The sequence below is a fragment of the Microcoleus sp. B13-B6 genome, assembly GCF_036705405.1.
Lineage (GTDB): Bacteria > Cyanobacteriota > Cyanobacteriia > Cyanobacteriales > Microcoleaceae > Microcoleus.
On the sequence record NZ_JAUBUJ010000059.1, the window covers coordinates 34,005 to 51,438 of the forward strand.

The following is a 17,434-nucleotide window of genomic DNA, read 5'->3' on the forward strand; positions in this document are numbered from 1 at the left end:
GGATATCCTGAACCCCGCAGCAATTTAACGGCTGGGGGTATCGAACGGGGATTGCATTTTACATTATCCTTTCATACATTCAACCATCTGCTGTTCTAGCTTAGCCAACAATGTATCAACATCTGTTGCAGCTTCCTCAAAACAAACAGGAGGTTCAGGCTTAGGTTCAAAAAGAATCAACTTAATTTGACCTTCGCCGATCGCCAAAATGGCCACTTCCTTCTCAGGCTTGTGAGCGTTCAACACACCTACAACTTCCTGAATATGGCTTTTAACTTGACGGTTCAACTCTTCAACCGCCTCTTTCTTACAATACACAAAACGCGCAGTTTCTGCAATATCAATTGCCAAAATCTCCTCGCTTTCTTCTCCCCTTTCCAGAAATAGCCCCCAAGCCAAAGCAGCCAATTCATGTTGATTAGCTTTCACAAATTTATCTAATTTCCGACTCCAGCTATTTTCGTTGGGTTTGGACTCAGGGCTATCAAATAGAAACATTTTCTCTTCTTGTTTGTATAAACTAATATTTTACAGTCAGCAGTCAGTAGTCAGTTGGCAGTTGGCAGTTGGCAGTTGGCAGTTGGCAGTTGGCAGTTGGCAGTTGACTGTTGTCATTAGTTACCCATGCCCAATAGCCCATCCCCAATTACAAATTAGCAATTCCCGGGAGCATCTCATATTTGCAAAAACACTTCTTTCTTCTTCCTTCTGACTCTTTTCTCCTGGCTCCTGACTCCTGACTCCTAATTCCAATTTCGAGCTTTGCTGCTTTCATTGAGATGCTCCCGCAATTCCCAATTACCCAAAACCGCTGCGTTTCTATCTTATACCAGATTGCACGCGCCAGAGCGCCGCATAAATTCCGTCCTGTTCGATCAGTTGTTCGTGCTGCCCCGATTCTACCACCAGCCCCTCTTCCATGACACAAATGCAATCGGCATTGCGGACAGTAGAAAGACGGTGGGCGATCGCAATTGTAGTGCGATTCTTGGTAATTCGTTCGAGCGATCGCTGAATTGCCGCCTCAGTCTCGTTATCCACCGCTGAAGTAGCTTCGTCAAGAATCAAAATCGGCGGATTCTTCAAAACAGCCCTCGCAATTGCAATTCGCTGCCGTTGCCCCCCCGACAATTTTTGACCGCGTTCCCCTACAATAGTGTTGTAACCGTCCGGCAATTGTACGATAAACTCGTGCGCTTCGGCAATTTTAGCAGCATTTACTATCTCTCGATTGTTAGCCTCAAAACTGCCGTAAGCAATATTTTCTGCCACCGTACCGTGAAATAAAAACACATCTTGACTCACCAATCCGATCGCTCTGCGTAAATCTTTTAAATTCAGGCTATTTAATTCTATACCGTCGAGATAAATATTGCCGTACTGTACCTCGTACAGCCTCAATATTAGTTTCACCAGCGTACTTTTTCCCGAACCAGTAGCCCCAACAATCGCAGTAGTTTTTCCCGCCGGCAGAGTCAGGGAAAAATACTGCAAAATCGGTTTTCTTTGATTGTAAGAAAAAGTAACATTTTTAAATTCTAGCTCACCCTTAATCGAACTAACAGGCCGCCGGATATCACCCGTGCGAATTGCGATCGGAGTATCCAACAAATTCATCACCCGATTAGTAGAAGCCATAGCGCGCTGGTATTGATCCAGAGTATTTCCCAGGCGAGTCAGAGGCCACAGCAACCGCTGGGTCAAAAACACCAAAACGCTGTAAGTTCCCACAGACAACCGGCCCGCCACAACCTCCAAACCGCCCAGAAATAGCGTTGCAATAAACCCTAAGAAAATCACAACCCGAATCAGCGGAATAAAAGCTGCCGAAAGTACGATCGCCCGTCGGTTGCTTTGCCGGTAAGCTTGGCTTTGTGCTTCGATGCGCTGAATTTCATAATCTTCGGAAGTAAAACTTTTAATAGTAGTAATTCCCATCAAATTATTCGACAGTTGCCCGTTCAGAAAACTCACCTTTTCCCGCACATCAGCATAGAAAGGAGCAAGGCGATTTTGAAAGGCGATCGAACCCCAAATAATAAAAGGTATCGGCAGCATTGACAGCCCAGCAACACCAGGAGAAGCAGCAAAAAAAGCCGCACCAATCACAACAACCGTTGTAATTACCTGAATCACCTCATTAGCGCCGTCGTCCAAAAAACGTTCGAGTTGATTGATATCATCGTTGAGAATAGAAATCAAACCGCCCGTGCTGCGTTCTTCAAAATAAGCTAATTCTAATTCTTGCAAATGGCTGTAAGCTTCCAGACGCAAATCGTGTTCAATATCCTGAGCCAAATTGCGCCACAAATAATCATAGGCATATTCAAAAAGAGATTCCAACGTCCAAACAACCGCGCTCAAAAGAGTAATAAGAGCCAGTTGCCAAAAAACATCTTTTATGCCCCACTGAGCGAGGATAGAATCTTGCTGTTTCACCACCACATCAACGGCAATACCGATTAATGCTGGCGGCGCTAAATCAAAGAATTTATTCAGCAGCGAACAGATACTTGCCAGCCAAGCTTTCATGCGGTAGCGGCGCCCGTACTTCAGCAGCCGCTTTAGGGGATGGACAGGTTTTGATGGATTTGGTGACAATTGAGGATTGGGGGTAATTGGGCAATTTTTAGATTTTGCACTACTCTCACAGCTTTAGAAACGGGCAAGATGCCCGTTCCACAACTAAGAAATTGTCTTTTAGAACGGGCTTTTCGCCTGTTCCGAACGGGCAAGATGCCCGTTCCACAACTAAGAAATTGTCTTTTAGAACGGGCTTTTCGCCTGGTTTAGACACCAGTTATTAAAAACGGAGAAATAGCCCCAGGCTACGCTTTAAACGTTAACACTCGCTTTATTTTAGCGACTACACCAACTATTTGGGCATCCACCTGAACGTCAATTACTGGTTGAATTGGCTGGTAAATTTGGGATCACAAGTTGTAATTCTGTCTCGCTTGTTGAGTCAGCTTCAGCTTGTGTTCGAGACATTGCCAATTTTCGGCTTTGATATCGCTGATGAACTCGTCGAGACTGTCGCGGTAAATAGAGAGCGATCGCAATAATTCCTCTCGATTGTACTTTGCCACCATCACTCCCAGCTCGGGATTGCCGCCCCCAACGCGGCTCGTATCCCGAAAACCCGAACTCGCCAAATGTTGGGCTAAATTCACAATATCCCGATCGCCCTCTCGATCGCACGCAGCAAGCAGCGTCGCGCTCGCCATCAGCGGCAAATGAGAAATCCAAGCCACAGCTCGATCGTGCTCGATCGGATCGCACCGGTAAACCGACGCACCCAGCAACCGCGCAATTTCCTCAACCTTATCCACCGCAAGCGTCGGCGTCTGGGCAGTCGGCGTCACCACATAAGGCCGGCCCACAAACAAATCCTTTACCGCCGCCTCAATTCCGCTTTCAGCAGTCCCCGCCATCGGGTGTCCCCCCACAAAATTCGGCCACAGAGGAGACACAGCCTGTACTATGGGTGTTTTTACGGAACCGACATCGGTTACAATAGTATCAGGGGAAAGATAGGGCACCAACTCTCGGACGATCGGCTCGATCGACCCCAGTGGCGTGCAAATAAAAACCACATCGGCTGCTGCCATCAGAGACAGGTTTATGCTGGCTTCATTGACAACACCGCGAGCTTGCGCCCGATCGCAAGTCTGCTGCCGACTCGAAACCCCAAAAACATTAAACCCGCGCGATCGCAAATCCAGCCCGATCGAGCCACCAATTAAACCCAGTCCTACAATACCGATATTCATAGCAATAAAATGGGGATATTTGATACGGTGCCGCCCCCATGACAGTCGAGGAACTCCTGAAAAAATATGCCGCCGGAGAAAGAGATTTTGCCGGAATCAACCTGACTGAGGCCAACCTCAGCGGCGTCAACTTGAGCGGAGCCAACCTCAAGGGTGCGAATCTGAGTGTAGCAAACCTGAGCGGAGCCAACCTCAGCAAAACCAACCTCACAGGTGCCAAACTCAACATCGCCAGACTCAGCGGCGCCCATCTAGGCGGCGCCGACCTCACCGACGCCGACCTCAACGTCGCTTACCTAGTGCGAGTTGACCTCAAAAAAGCCATACTCACAGGGGCCAAACTGATCAGAGCCGAGCTCATTAGAGCCGAACTCAGCGGTGCAAACCTCAGCGGCGCAAACCTCAGCGGCGCCACCCTCACCGAAGCCACCCTTCGAGGAGCCAACCTCGCTCAAGCCAACCTTCGAGGCGCTCACCTCAGCGGCGCGTGCTTGACAGAAGCCAACCTCGAACAAGCCAACCTGCAAGGAGCAGACCTCAGCCGAGCCGACCTCAGCGGCGCCGACTTGCGAGGCACAGAACTGAGACAAGCCAACCTCACTCAAGCCGTACTCAGCGGCGCCGACCTCAGCGGCGTCAATTTGCGCTGGGCAATCCTCAGCGGGTGCAATCTTCGCTGGGCCGACCTCAGCGAAGCCAAATTGAGCGGTGCCGACCTCAGCCGAGCCGACCTCTGCCACGCCAACTTGCTGAATGCCAGCTTAGTTCACGCCGACCTGTCAAATGCCTATCTGATTCGCGCCGACTGGATTGGAGCCGACTTAACCGGAGCCACCTTAACCGGAGCCAAACTTCACGCAGTTTCGCGGCTGGGCATCAAAACCGAAGGCATGACCTGCAAGTGGGTCGATCTCAGCCCCAACGGCGACCACAGCCAAATTTACTGGTTGAACTCGGGAGGAACCCAGGAATTTTTTCACGAAACCTTGCCCACAGTTCGGATTGTGATTGACTCGCCCTTAGACCAAGGCGCTCATTTTGCGCTAGCTGCAACTTATTACCAAATTGCCCAACAATACCCGAGTTTAAGTCAGCCTCCCACGATCGAAGTCAGCTCCAGGCGCACCGTACTCGCCTTTCAAATGGACAGTGACGATAAATTATTTGCCACCGCTTACGTTGCCATCATTCCTTTTAACGACGCTGCCATAACTCAAAAAAACCTAATAGCTTTGATGAAAATGATTCAATCCCACGATGCAGGCAAACTTAACGTCAAAGAATCTAAACACGTCCAGTTATGCAGCAAAGCTCTCAACCAAGCTATCAGCAAAGTAGACCAAATCAAAATTTCCAGTTCTTTTCCCAAAATCGGCGAAAGCATCAATTTTTTTCAAATTCCTACACAGATGCTCTTAATTAATTCCCGCGACCAAAGACTCAGCGTATATCACCACCCAGCCTTCGGCAAGCGCCTGATTAAAAAATACGACCCAAGTAACTCAACCTCTGGTAAGTTAGCCGAAAGCACAAAATTGGCTCAAACTAATATCAGTAGCATTTTGGATTTTATAAAAGGCTTCCACAATATAGATGTTTAGGCATATTGCATCAAGTTACAAAAAATGCTTATTCTAGTTTAAAGGTTGGCACAACAAAGCTTTGTTCTAGCTAACACATCAGGGAAATTGAAAAGCATGGATGCCGAAGAACTCATCACCAAATATGCAGCAGGAGAAAGAGACTTTACTGCCATTCTCCTTTGCGAGGCAAATCTCAGCAGGATCGATCTCAGCGGGGCTAATTTCAGTGAGGCAATCTTGAGCCTCACCAACATGAGCGGCACCAATCTGTCAAACGCCAACATGAGAAAAGCCAAACTCAATGTTGCCAGACTCAGCGGTGCTAATCTCCACAAAGCCAACCTCAGCGGCGCTATCCTCAACGTGGCTAACTTGATTCGAGCCGACCTCAGCGAAGCCCAACTCGTCGAAGCTACAATGATCAGATCCGAACTGATCCGAGCAAACCTCAGCAGTGCCAACTTGAGCGGGGCAAACCTCAGCGAAGCAGATTTGAGAGAAGCAACCCTCAGAGAAGCCAATCTAGAGCAAGCCGACCTCAGCGGGGCTCACCTTAGAGGCGCTTCCCTAACCGCGGCCAACTTGGAACGGGCTAACTTGCACAGAGCCGACCTCAGCAGGGCAGACTTGCGAGGAGTCAACCTCTGCAATGCCGAACTCAGACAAGCTAATCTCTCTCAGGCCAACCTCAGCGGCGCTGACTTGCGAGGCGCTAATCTCCGGTGGGCTGACCTCAGCGGGGCGAACCTGACCGGTGCTGACCTCGATGAAGCGAGATTGAGCGGGGCCAACTTGTACGGGGCAAATTTGAGCAATGTCAATCTGTTGAACGCTACTCTGGTACACGCGGATTTGACTCAAGCGAATTTGATTCACGCTGATTGGGTGGGCGCAGATTTGACGGGGGCGGCCCTGACGGGGGCAAAAATTTACGCGGTGTCTAGGTTTGATGTGAAAGCAGATGACATTACCTGCGATTGGGTTGACCTGAGTCCTAACGGCGATCGCAGCCACATTCAGCGCTTTACCCCAGAAGAATCTCAAAGGTTTTTCAATGCTACACCGCCGACAGTTCAAATTATTGTCGATCGACCCCTCGACCCGGATGCTAACTTTGTCCTGGCAGCTACCTACCGCCAAATAGCCCGTCAATACCCTGCTTTGAACCATCCTCCCAGTATCGAAGTTAATTCCCGACGCACAATCATATCATTTAGAATAGAGCAGGACGATCAACTATTTCCCACAGCTTTCGTGGCGATTATTCCCTTTAGTGATGCAGCATTTACTCAGAAAAATTTGATGACTCTGATCAAGATGATTCAACCCCAAAGTGGTAATAACCTGGGCGTCAGAGTCTCAAATATGGTAGTGCAATTAAACGTCGCCCTGACCAAAACAATGAGAAAAATAGGGGAAATGAAAATTCAGCCGATTCGCCTCGATCGCGAACCGATGTCAAGTTTTTTCCAATCGCCTACCCAAACTGTACTGGCTAACTCCAGCGCCGAAACTTTGATGATTCACTATCACCCAGATTTTGGCAGAAACTTGACAAATTTGCCCGGAGTCAACAAAACCTCTATCAGTCCTGCAATTAAAGCCCAAAGATTTACCACCCCGCCGCTAAATACGGTCATTGAGTTTGTCAAAAGCTTTTATCAGCTCGGTGAGTAAATACTATAAATTAATTTGAAATAATTTCTATTCATGCCCTATAAAAGTTAGCCAATTGCCCTTTCAGTTAGGTAAAAAAATGGAAGCTGAAGAACTGCTCAAACGATTTGCACTCGTCAAGAGATACACAGAAGGCGACAGAGATTTCACAGGAATGAACCTGAATGAAGCTAATCTCAGCCGCATCAACCTCAGCCAATCAATTTTAAGGCGGGCTAGCTTATTTGTCACCAACCTCAGCGGCGCTAACTTGAGCGACGCTAACTTGAGCGACGCTAACTTGAATGTGGCTAGACTCAGCAGTACCAACCTGTCGCGGGCAATCTTAAACGGGGCGACTCTCAACGTAGCAAACTTAGTCAGAGCCGATTTAAGTGCAGCTCAATTAATCCGAGCATCCCTGATTAGATGCGAATTAGTCCGCTGCGAACTCAGCAAAACTAACTTCAGCGGTGCAAACCTGACTGAAGCAGATTTAAGAGAGGTAAAACTGACGGAAGCTAACCTGTGCGGTGCTAATCTTTCCGGTGCAAATCTCAGAGGTGCTTCGGCTGCTTCAGCTAACTTTCAAGAAGCTAACTTACATGGCGCAGATTTGACGAAAGCAGAACTTAGCGGCGTCAATTTGAGCAATGCCGATATGAGACAAGCTTCTTTGCAACAGGTGAATCTCAGCAGTGCCAATTTGAGCGGAGCTAACCTCAAATGGGCTGATTTGACGGGAGCTAACCTCAACGGCGCCGATCTGAGCTGTGCTAAATTGAACGGAGCTAACCTTAACGGAGCAGATTTAAGAAATACTAATTTAGCAAGTGCTAGTTTGGTTCACGCTGATTTGACAGAAACAAATTTGATTAATGCAGATTGGGTGGGCGCTGATTTGAGGGGAGCAACTTTAACAGGAGCAAAACTGCATTTGGTTCCTCGATGTGGCATCATTGCAGATGATATTACTTGCCAGTGGGTTGACCTCAGCCCCGCTGGCGATCGCACTCAGATTCAACAATTTCATTCGCCGTCAGAATCGATAAAATTTTTAAGTCACACGCCGGGGTTAGTGCAAATTGTGGTTGACGCACTTTTAGACTACTCAGCAAACAGCACTTTAGCAACAGTTTACAGCGAAATAGCTCGGCATTACCGGGCCATGATTTTTCCTCCTAATATTGAAGTCGGCTACCGCCGCACAACTCTAACTTTTAGATTTGAGAGCGATGAGCATTTATTGCCAGCAGCTTTTTTAGCGATTCTTCCTTTTAAGGATGCTGTACAAACTCAGAGAAATATTATGGTTATCGGCAAAAATATTGAAAGTCAAAATTTGGATGAAAAACGAATAGTGCAGTTGCGTCAAGCATTGAGTACAGCTACAAATAAGTTAAATGAGTTGATAAATTTGCTCTCTAATATATCACGGCTTAGTCAGCCCACAAAGTTTTTTGAGTCACCTACCCAAACTATTTTAATTAGTTCGGGACAGGAGAGTTTGATGGTGAATTCTCACGGGAATTTTGGGAAGGGAGGTGCAACTCATCAGGAGAGTAAATTCAGTTTGCCTCTCGGTCAAAAAGTAGTTGATTTTCTGGCCAGTTTTGATTATCTTGAGTGAGAAATGTCAATTTTAAAACCGATTGATTGAGGTAGAAGTCCACAACTCATTGCTCCGCTTCCTGCGATCGAACTCCGAGCCGCACTGGCCCCACCATTTAACGATGGCGCGGCTCGTGGCGCGGGCTTTGCGCTTGGGGCGCAGCGCTCTGATCCAAACGGGGCTTCCCGCTGGAGCTTACCGACAGCGGTATCGAGTCAGCTATTTGATGCCGATTTTGATGTGGCCGGAGCCTGTGATTTTGGTGGCGCCGACACGGCTGATCGAGCATTTGAGAGGAGTGGAAATTCCGCGTTTGCAAGAGTGGTTGGAAACTGATAAGCTGATCGAGACTTATTCCGATAATGCCACTGGACGAGGATTGATGCTAGCCGATCCCGAGTCTTGGCTGGCGGCTCGCTTGGCGGGGAATTCGGAACTTCACAGCAATATTCCGACAATTATCGACGGTGTGGATGACTTGGAAGTTTGGACGCGCCAGCAATTGACGGCGGGCTTGCAACCTGCTGACTGGAATGATTTAATGCAATCTCAGCCTTTGGAAGCCGATGCAATCCTCCAAGGGCGGGTACTGCTAACGCGGGCTTTCTTTCAGCATCCGGCGAAACCAGAGGAGTGCTATTTGCTGGAAACCGCAGAGCAAAATATTTTGAAGGGGCTGTTTGAAAAAATCGAGCCGAATTCGCTGATTCCGGCTGCTTGGAGCAATTTTTGGCAGCGGTGGGAAGGAGACGGAAAATTGCGGTGGGCGCAAATTAATCGGGAGGCTGGCTCATTTTCTCTGTTCTGCGCGCCGGTTCAGGTGGCTGAGGTTTTGAGCAAAATTTGGGATTCTCAGCCTGTGGTGTTGATTGGGGGGGCGGTGGATGTGGAACCGAAGGCTCCGATCTTCCGGCAAATGCTGGGACTGCCAGAATTGACGAGCGTTAAGTTTTCGCCCGATCGACAAAGCGAATTAATTCAACTGTACATTCCCAACTGGCTGCCGCTGCCAAATACGCCGGAATTTCAGGGTGTTTTAATGGAAGAAATTCGGACTTTGCTGTTGATGAGCGCGTCGGTGGCGGGTTTAACGGTGCTGATTGTTGGTGATGTACCGCTGAGGGCTCGGCTGGCGGCGATTTTGGCTTCTGAGTTCGGTTCTCGGGTGCAGGTAGAAAAGACTGATGTGGGCGAGAATGCGATTTTGGTGACAGGGTGGGAGTTTTGGCGGGAACATCAGGGGGAATTGAGGGCGCCTCACTTGCTGGCGATCGCAACTTTGCCGCTACCTTCTTTGGAGAATCCTTTGGTGACGGCGCGTGTGGCTTATTATAAGGAACGGCGCAAGGATTGGTTTCGGTTGTATTTGCTGCCGGCGGCGCTGAATGAGTTGCAACGGGCGATCGCGCCGGTGCGAGAACGTCAAGGGGTGGTGGCGATTTTCGACAGCAGGGTGATTCACCGCAGTTATGGACAGCAGGTTTTAGTGGCCTTGAGTCCTTTTGCGAGGATTGATTATTTGGATACGACTTGGCTGACGCAGGCTTGAGATGACCTGTTGGCGTATAATTTGGTTAGGTATTGTAAAACTTTATTGACTTTATGGCCATTAATAGCCATTTCTAGTATAGAATAGTCAAAATGACGGTACAACAATGCAGCTAGTTGAAAAGCACATTATCGATCGAACCCACTGGCTATACAAGCAGCTAGATAATTTGTGCTTTCTCTCGAAGAATCTTTTCAACTACGCTAACTACCTAATCAGACAAAAATTTATTATCTCAGGAGAATACCTCGACTATTACAAAATACAGAAACTATGTCAGGGAACGACTGACTATCTAGCATTACCAGCCAAAGTATCTCAGCAAGTATTATTGAGATTAAATGAAAGCTGGAAATCATTTTTTGAAGCTACCAAGGAATATGCCATCCATCCAGAGAAATTCAAAGCCCGACCAAAAATACCCAGATACAAACACAAAACATTAGGCAGAAATGTCCTGACTTACACCGCTCAAGCCATCAGTAAAGAATGGCTCAAGAAAGGAATTATCAATCTCTCGAAAAGCCAGATATTTCTGACTACTAAAGTTAGGGTCGTAAATCAAGTCAGAATCGTCCCAAAAACTTACCATTACTCGATGGAGGTAGTTTATGAACCCAAGGATGTAAGTCAATCATCATCAGGTAGAGAAGGGATAGCAGGAATTGATATGGGGCTCAATAATTTAGCGACAATTACATCCACTCAAAAAGGGTTGGTTCCGCTGATAATAAATGGCAAACCCCTCAAATCAATCAATGCTTACTATCACAAAAATAAGACAGTGTTTCAGTCCTACTTGAAGGGGGAAAGAAAGACATCAATCAAAATTGAACAATTAACTCACAAGCGGCATGTAAAAGTAGATAATTACCTGCATAATGCAAGTCGATTCATCATCAATCATCTGGCAGCTAACCGAATCGGGACACTGGTGATTGGTAAAAACGATAACTGGAAACAGGGAATAAATCTCGGCAAGCGGAATAATCAGAACTTCGTAGCCATACCTCATGCAAGGTTTATTGAAATGCTAACTTATAAAGCGCAGTTAGCAGGAATCGTTGTGAAGGTTATTGAAGAAAGTTACACTTCAAAGTGTTCTTTTTTAGATAATGAACCTTGTGTCAAGCATTCGGAGTATAAAGGTAAACGCATTAAGCGAGGGTTGTTTCGTGCTGGTGACGGCAGACTGATTAATGCCGATGTCAATGGCAGCGCTAACATTGTCAAAAAAGCATTTCCCAACGCTTTTGCCGAGGGAATACAGGGCGTGGTAGTACGTCCGGTGAGGGTCACACCTTACAAAATGGTTGTCCGAGGCAAGTGTAATATTTGCCTATAAAACCTGTAACTATCCAGTTGAAATCTAATTTAGTAGACAAAGATTATGGGTGAAGCTAAGCGTCGCAAAGAGTCGATCGGCGACGAATACGGAAAAGAAGAACGCATCGTTCCCTGGCTGCCAATCACGAAAACCCAAAGCGAAGATTTTGTGAAGTGGACAAGTCGCGGAAGCTGGATGGGGATTAGTCTTTTGGTGGCTTGGTGGATTGTAGTGCGGTTTGTCGGCCCCTCGGCGGGTTGGTGGCAGGTTAACTGATGCCAGACTCGACAAATGCCTGTTTTCTTGGCATTGTGTCGAGTTTAACTCGGAAACCAGCGGCTGAATTTTTAGGAAAAATTTAGTTGCTAATTTGGACTTGGTATGGTATAGTAATTATCTGCGGGCAATTAGCACAGTGGTAGCGCACTTCCTTCACACGGAAGGGGTCACAGGTTCAAATCCTGTATTGCCCATATTTTTAAGTTGTAAAATTGGATTCGGAAAAGGCGAGGGCATCTATCCTGAATGTAATTCTGTTGGGAAGTAAGTTAAGCTAGAGTAATAGACGCTCTTCAAACTGGTAATGGATACTTTGAAAAAATGAAGCTCCCAAACTATGAAAGAGTAATTTATGAGGACAGCCCCCTAATTGAGGTTATTGCTCAACTTAGATTTCCAACTATCCTGAAAATTGCCAGCCAACAGCCTGTAGACTTTCAAGATAGTATAAGGTTTGAATACCCAATTTTTGAAAGTTCTAGAAATTTGCAGATTCCGGTTGAGCTATCTAATCTTTTAACCCAATTTACCTCTAATTTTACCAGTGACTTGACTTCAATTGACTTGACTTATCAATTTAAGTCAGAAGACTTGAGTTGCCAGATATCTTTAGACAAAAACTCTATAACGTTTGCTACGACAAAGTATGAAAGATATGAAAATTTTATTGATAAATTTAAACGCGCTGTAGAAATTTTTGAAAAAATATATAATCCCTCTTTTTATTCACGAACAGGACTAAGATATCGTGATTTAATTATTAGGTCAAAACTAAATATCAAAGACAAAGAGTGGCATGAATTAATACCGCAACATATTGCTTCTGAACTGTATACACCAGAAGTAGCAGATTCAATTCTAAACTTTGTTAAAAATTTACAGCTAAAAACTGAATTCGGTCAAGTTAATTTTAATCATGGGCTTGTTAACGTTAGGGACACAGAAAGAGGTATAGATGAAACAGCTTATTTATTAGATACTGATTTTTTTACTGAGGATAAAGTAGAAAGGAGTGAAAATGCCTGGAAAATACTCGATAACTACAACCATACAGCCAGAAATCTCTTCCGCTGGGGTATCACGGAAGAGTTGCACAGAGCAATGCGACCTCAACCAATATAATCCTATGCACGTAACAACTGGTGGTACTCAAAGCAAAAATATAATTGGACAAAGGTATGAAGTTTTACCCACTCCTGCTCAGACGCAGTATCGGCACACATTAGCATCTGCTACTCCTAGCTTAAAAATCGAAGTTTCCATCGAACCACCTATTAGTGGTGAATGGTTTGGTCAATTCAATCAAAACACGATCGCTTGGGTTAAGTGCTTAACGCTACTCAATCTGCTTTTTGCTAAGACTCCAGAAGGATTGCAAGAAGCATCTGACGTGCTTGAACAAATGGTGGAATATTATAGTGACTGTCGGTCTGATTTAGGACAAACTACCTTACCTCAAGAATTAGGATTACTTACTGGTAGCGTATTACCTAGCGAAGTCAGACCACCTTTAGTCCTAGATTTTGAGTAGCTAACCATGCGTAAACCTTGGATTTACAGAGCCTCGAATGACACAGAGGCTCTTAGACAAGGGGAAATTCTGACTGGACTTATACAGATTAAACCAGTTCCAAGTGAATCTTCTCCAAACCTCGATCAAATTCCGTACCTCGATCAAATTCAGTTTAAACCTATTGTTCATCCTTATGCAATTATTGTTACTCAAAACTGTGATTTAGATTGGGACTATAGCGCTAGGCAAAATCGAGATAAACCTAATAAGTTATTAAACTCTATACTTTTTTGTCAAGTATATACAGCTCAAGAAATTCGCTCCAACAAAACAGTTCAGCTAAATTCAGCAGATTGGAATTTAGTTAAATCTAATCGTTATCAGCAATACCATTTTTTGGAAAAAATACCTCTAGAACGTGAATCATCTCAGGAAGGAATACCAGAATTAACAGTAGATTTTAAAAAAATTTTTGCGATAGATGCTGATTTCTTATACCATCAAATAAATAATAATTTTGCTAAACGACGTGCTGTGCTTGAAAGTCCATATTTAGAAGACTTTTCACATCGTTATCATGACTTTCATGGGCGTGTAGCACTTCCTGCACAACATGAAAGTGAAAAGGGGGTATAAGCTAAAGCGAAAAATTAAGCAGCGATAAAATTAGAGAACTTTTTGCTTTTTCGCTAAACAGAATTCTGTATGTAGCTGTCCTTTTCCGAATTGCTATAAATTCTCGATTGAGTTTTGTATTACAAATATGCTACACTAACATTGTAGCTCGTGCCCCCGCAGGAGGTTTCCTCATGGCAAATGCCAATATTCCTCAAAATTTCAACTTAATCCTACCCGCAGGAACCCAAATTGTCACCAGAATCGAGGTCAAGAACCCCGCCAGCGACCAACCTTGGAAACCGGGATTAGTAGGCGTCATCGTTCAATCGCCTACGGACAATTCCCACGCATATTTAGTCAAACTCCCAGACGGAACACAAGTTAGTCTGCGGCGGCACGAACTCAGTATCCGCAAGCAGTTTCAGAGCGAAGGATTGCATTCAGGAGGAGATTTTCTTGCAGAATACAACCTCTATGATTCTGTAATTTACCGCTGCATTCTTGGTTCGAGAGCCTACGGTCTTGATAACGAGCAATCCGATACAGACAGACGCGGGATTTACCTGCCGCCGGCAATACTTCATTGGTCGCTTTACGGCATTCCAGAACAATTGGAAAACAAGGAAAATCAGGAATGCTATTGGGAACTGCAAAAGTTTCTAGTTTTGGCACTAAAAGCTAATCCAAATGTGCTAGAATGTTTGTACACGCCTTTAGTAGAAACTGTTTCTCCTGTAGCACAAGAATTGCTCGAAATTAGGGAAATCTTTCTTTCTCAATTGGTTTATCAAACTTACAATAGCTACGTTTTGTCTCAATTTAAAAAAATGGAGCAAGACCTCCGCAATACCGGGGAAATTCGTTGGAAGCACGCGATGCACTTAATTCGCTTGTTGCTGTCAGGAATTACGGTGCTCAAGGAGGGGTTTGTACCAGTTCGGGTGCAGGATTATCGATCGCAACTTTTATCTATCCGCAACCAAGAAATATCCTGGGATGAGGTGAATCGCTGGCGGTTGAGTTTGCACGGTGAGTTCGATCGCGCTTTTGCTGCAACTTCCTTACCGGAACGTCCTAATTACGAGAAAGCGAATCTGTTTTTGATTAAATCTCGTAGAGGTGCGATCGAAATCGGGAATTGAATCGGCGATTGAATCGGCGATTGAAATCGCTTCTATACAAACAAAGTCCGCCTACGCGGACTGAAGAAAAAGATGATAGAATACATCTCTAATCTCGCTAAAATTATTTCAGTTCGACCTTACCCGCTGCTGTTTGCGACTGTCAGCGGTTCGCACTTATACGGCTTTGCTTCCGCAGATTCTGACTTTGATTTGCGGGGAGTACACATTTTACCGCTACCGAAAGTAATTGGACTGATTTCTGCCGAAGAAACAATCGAAGTTTCGGAAGTTCGGGAGGGAATGCAACTCGATTTAGTAACTCACGACATCAAGAAATTTTTTGAGTTGCTGTTGAAGCGGAACGGCTACGTGTTGGAACAACTGTATTCGCCGCTAATAGTTTACACTACAAAGGAACACGAGGAATTAAAGGATCTCGCCTCAAACTGCATTACCAAGCACCACAGCCACCACTATCTCGGTTTTGCTAAAACTCAATGGAAACTGTTTGAGAAAGAACGCCCGCGTCGGGTTAAGCCGCTGCTGTACGTTTATCGGGTGTTGCTGGCTGGGATTCACTTGATGCAAACGGGGGAAGTCGAGGCGAATTTGGTGAAACTTAACCAGAAATTCCAGTTGTCGTATATTCCTGATTTGATTGCTAGAAAGCTGGGCGGGGAGGAAAAATCAGTGCTGGAAGATACAGATATTGAATTTTATCAGCAAGAGCGCGATCGGCTAATTAATATATTAGAAGAAGCAAGTTTTACAAGTCATTTGCCGTCAAATCCTAATGCAAAGGTGGCTCTTAACGATTTTCTGGTAAAGGTGAGGATTTCATCTCTAAGCTGCTCCACGTCTAATTAGTCGTTTGGTGCAGCAAGCACCCTACATATTAGTCGTAGGTGCGCCGAAGAGCGTAGCACTTCCAGTCCAGGACGCATCAGTACCAAAGAAACCTGGTTTTTTATCCTGATTAAAGACCTGAATACAGTATTTTCGTCCATCAAACCCGCTTTCAAGTGATTTACTTGGATAGCTTTCTGTTTGCTGGTTCGTTAAGGGCCGCTATACCCATAGTTTGATTCTAGGTAACTTCTGTGTTTTTTCCTGGTATGTAAATATTCCAACTTACGCCGCCTAAATATGTCTTGATATATGAAATCAAGGCGTGGATAAATACAACGATTCCCAGCATTTCTAAAAACTCTTCAAGGGTCGTTACTATCACGTAGGATAGATTCCTCTCCGGTCCCGTTGTATAAACTATGTATCCCGCTAGCATTTCCATTCCGATGGCTCCTCCAATATAAAGAGCGGTTGCTGCAACAAACAATTTTTTTGTAGCAACCGGAAGGTGGAACAGAAACTTACTGTAGGATAAGAGAAATATCGCTACTAGAAAACCCATCGGCACAACCCAATTAAAGTAAAGAAATCCTGTAGTATTTACCAGGCTTCGCATCGGGTTAGCAAGCTTTTCGTGCCATTGACTCACTTCGTCTAAAGATAGATATAAAAAGATGAAGGATAAAATTGTCCAGTGATGCTTGTAGCGACAACTATCCAAATTTTTCGCATGGGCGATCGCACCCAGCAAGAGAGAACTGAACAGCAATGCCAAAAATGAGTATAAGGTTGGAATGTTCCTCTCGTAATCAACGTTGAATCCGTTTGCCAAGAAGTCTCTAGACGGGTAATCCGGCAAGAAATACAAAGTCATCTGACCTAAGAAAGATAGTAAAACTAGACAGACCACCACTCGAAGCAGGAACTGGGTTACAGCCCCAGGAGTTAGGGAAATTTGGAATTTCATGTTTTTTTAACCTGAGTTTAAGGTAATCTTATCAAAGAAAATCTTTTTTGGGTAGATATACAGAAAAAAAGACTCATCCTGGTAAAAATCCTCTTTTTTTGCCGTAAGAGTATCGTAGGATTAAGGAATTTAACAGACATCGATCGCCCTTAATTTTATTGTGGCTATATAAAAAACTTTTTGTTTCCTGATATGTAAATTAGATATCTCCCAAAATGAAGCTAAAATCCTTACTACGGTTGAGTCGATATCTAAATTCGATCGATGTCTGCCAGAAAAACTCGGTTTCAAGAAGCGGAGATTCCTCAGTACAGAGAATTTCTGTCATCAAAGGCGATCGCATCTCAATTGAGAGTGACAACTATGAGAGGAAATAACAGGTTGATCGCGATCGAGTGATTCGCCGCCATTGGTTAACCTAGACTCCCCCCAGCGAGAACAAAATATTTACTTGTCAAAGTCAATTAGCTTTCAGTCAATTGCTTATTTCCTAAGTTTTTGCTGCTTTACTTAGGGCTTGCTGAAAAAGCCTAAAACCTTTACATAGAAAGACTTTGACTGGTTTGAATGCTCCGCGTGTGCAA

At 45.0% G+C, this 17,434-nt stretch carries 17 protein-coding genes and 1 tRNA gene; 13 read left to right on the top strand and 5 right to left on the bottom strand.

What is annotated here, in order from left to right:
• Positions 1-63: 63 nt before the first annotated feature.
• The 4 genes from ccmS to QUB35_RS23545 form a co-directional block, all read right to left on the bottom strand.
• Positions 64-498 carry a beta-carboxysome assembly chaperone CcmS gene (gene ccmS, locus QUB35_RS23530; RefSeq protein WP_333144112.1) on the bottom strand — a complete coding sequence of 145 codons (435 nt, stop codon included), beginning with the start codon at positions 496-498 and terminating at the stop codon, positions 64-66.
• Positions 499-646: 148 nt separating this feature from the next.
• Positions 647-775, bottom strand: a complete 129-nt coding sequence (locus QUB35_RS23535) for a hypothetical protein (RefSeq protein ID WP_333144113.1) — start codon at positions 773-775, stop codon at positions 647-649.
• Positions 776-819: 44 nt separating this feature from the next.
• Positions 820-2,532, bottom strand: a complete 1,713-nt coding sequence (locus QUB35_RS23540; RefSeq protein ID WP_445252064.1) for an ABC transporter ATP-binding protein — start codon at positions 2,530-2,532, stop codon at positions 820-822.
• 401 nt (positions 2,533-2,933) lie between these two features.
• Complete coding sequence (locus tag QUB35_RS23545; protein ID WP_333144115.1) at positions 2,934-3,773, bottom strand: prephenate/arogenate dehydrogenase; 840 nt, start codon at positions 3,771-3,773, stop codon at positions 2,934-2,936.
• Between the two features lie 38 nt (positions 3,774-3,811).
• Here QUB35_RS23545 and QUB35_RS23550 point away from each other — a divergent pair, with 38 nt between their 5' ends.
• From QUB35_RS23550 to QUB35_RS23605, 12 genes are all read left to right on the top strand, one after another.
• Positions 3,812-5,374, top strand: a complete 1,563-nt coding sequence (locus QUB35_RS23550; RefSeq protein ID WP_333144116.1) for a pentapeptide repeat-containing protein — start codon at positions 3,812-3,814, stop codon at positions 5,372-5,374.
• A gap of 96 nt (positions 5,375-5,470) precedes the next feature.
• Positions 5,471-7,033, top strand: coding sequence for a pentapeptide repeat-containing protein (locus QUB35_RS23555; protein ID WP_333104756.1), 1,563 nt, complete (start codon positions 5,471-5,473; stop codon positions 7,031-7,033).
• A gap of 79 nt (positions 7,034-7,112) precedes the next feature.
• Entirely contained in the window at positions 7,113-8,642 is a 1,530-nt protein-coding gene (locus QUB35_RS23560; protein WP_333144117.1) for a pentapeptide repeat-containing protein, read from the top strand.
• A 22-nt stretch (positions 8,643-8,664) separates the two neighbouring features.
• Positions 8,665-10,173, top strand: a complete 1,509-nt coding sequence (locus tag QUB35_RS23565; RefSeq protein WP_333144118.1) for a helicase C-terminal domain-containing protein — start codon at positions 8,665-8,667, stop codon at positions 10,171-10,173.
• Between the two features lie 106 nt (positions 10,174-10,279).
• Positions 10,280-11,518, top strand: coding sequence for a transposase (locus QUB35_RS23570; protein WP_333144119.1), 1,239 nt, complete (start codon positions 10,280-10,282; stop codon positions 11,516-11,518).
• Positions 11,519-11,563: 45 nt separating this feature from the next.
• Positions 11,564-11,776: a DUF2839 domain-containing protein gene (locus tag QUB35_RS23575; protein ID WP_333063857.1), complete on the top strand. Its 213-nt coding sequence runs from the start codon at positions 11,564-11,566 to the stop codon at positions 11,774-11,776.
• Between the two features lie 125 nt (positions 11,777-11,901).
• A tRNA-Val gene (locus QUB35_RS23580) sits at positions 11,902-11,973 on the top strand.
• A 127-nt stretch (positions 11,974-12,100) separates the two neighbouring features.
• Positions 12,101-12,901: a TIGR04255 family protein gene (locus QUB35_RS23585; RefSeq protein ID WP_333144120.1), complete on the top strand. Its 801-nt coding sequence runs from the start codon at positions 12,101-12,103 to the stop codon at positions 12,899-12,901.
• A 4-nt stretch (positions 12,902-12,905) separates the two neighbouring features.
• A complete protein-coding gene (locus QUB35_RS23590) occupies positions 12,906-13,310 on the top strand; it encodes a hypothetical protein (protein ID WP_333144121.1) in 405 nt (134 codons plus the stop codon).
• A gap of 6 nt (positions 13,311-13,316) precedes the next feature.
• Positions 13,317-13,928 (top strand): hypothetical protein, encoded by a 612-nt coding sequence (locus QUB35_RS23595; protein ID WP_333144122.1) that lies wholly within the window; start codon positions 13,317-13,319, stop codon positions 13,926-13,928.
• 173 nt (positions 13,929-14,101) lie between these two features.
• Positions 14,102-15,052, top strand: a complete 951-nt coding sequence (locus QUB35_RS23600) for a DNA polymerase beta superfamily protein (protein WP_333144123.1) — start codon at positions 14,102-14,104, stop codon at positions 15,050-15,052.
• A 72-nt stretch (positions 15,053-15,124) separates the two neighbouring features.
• Positions 15,125-15,901: a nucleotidyltransferase domain-containing protein gene (locus QUB35_RS23605; RefSeq protein ID WP_333144124.1), complete on the top strand. Its 777-nt coding sequence runs from the start codon at positions 15,125-15,127 to the stop codon at positions 15,899-15,901.
• Between the two features lie 220 nt (positions 15,902-16,121).
• Here QUB35_RS23605 and QUB35_RS23610 read toward each other — a convergent pair whose 3' ends face one another.
• Positions 16,122-16,850 (bottom strand): hypothetical protein, encoded by a 729-nt coding sequence (locus QUB35_RS23610; protein ID WP_333144125.1) that lies wholly within the window; start codon positions 16,848-16,850, stop codon positions 16,122-16,124.
• Positions 16,851-17,114: 264 nt separating this feature from the next.
• Here QUB35_RS23610 and QUB35_RS23615 point away from each other — a divergent pair, with 264 nt between their 5' ends.
• Positions 17,115-17,249 (top strand): hypothetical protein, encoded by a 135-nt coding sequence (locus tag QUB35_RS23615; protein WP_333144126.1) that lies wholly within the window; start codon positions 17,115-17,117, stop codon positions 17,247-17,249.
• Positions 17,250-17,434 lie beyond the last annotated feature (185 nt).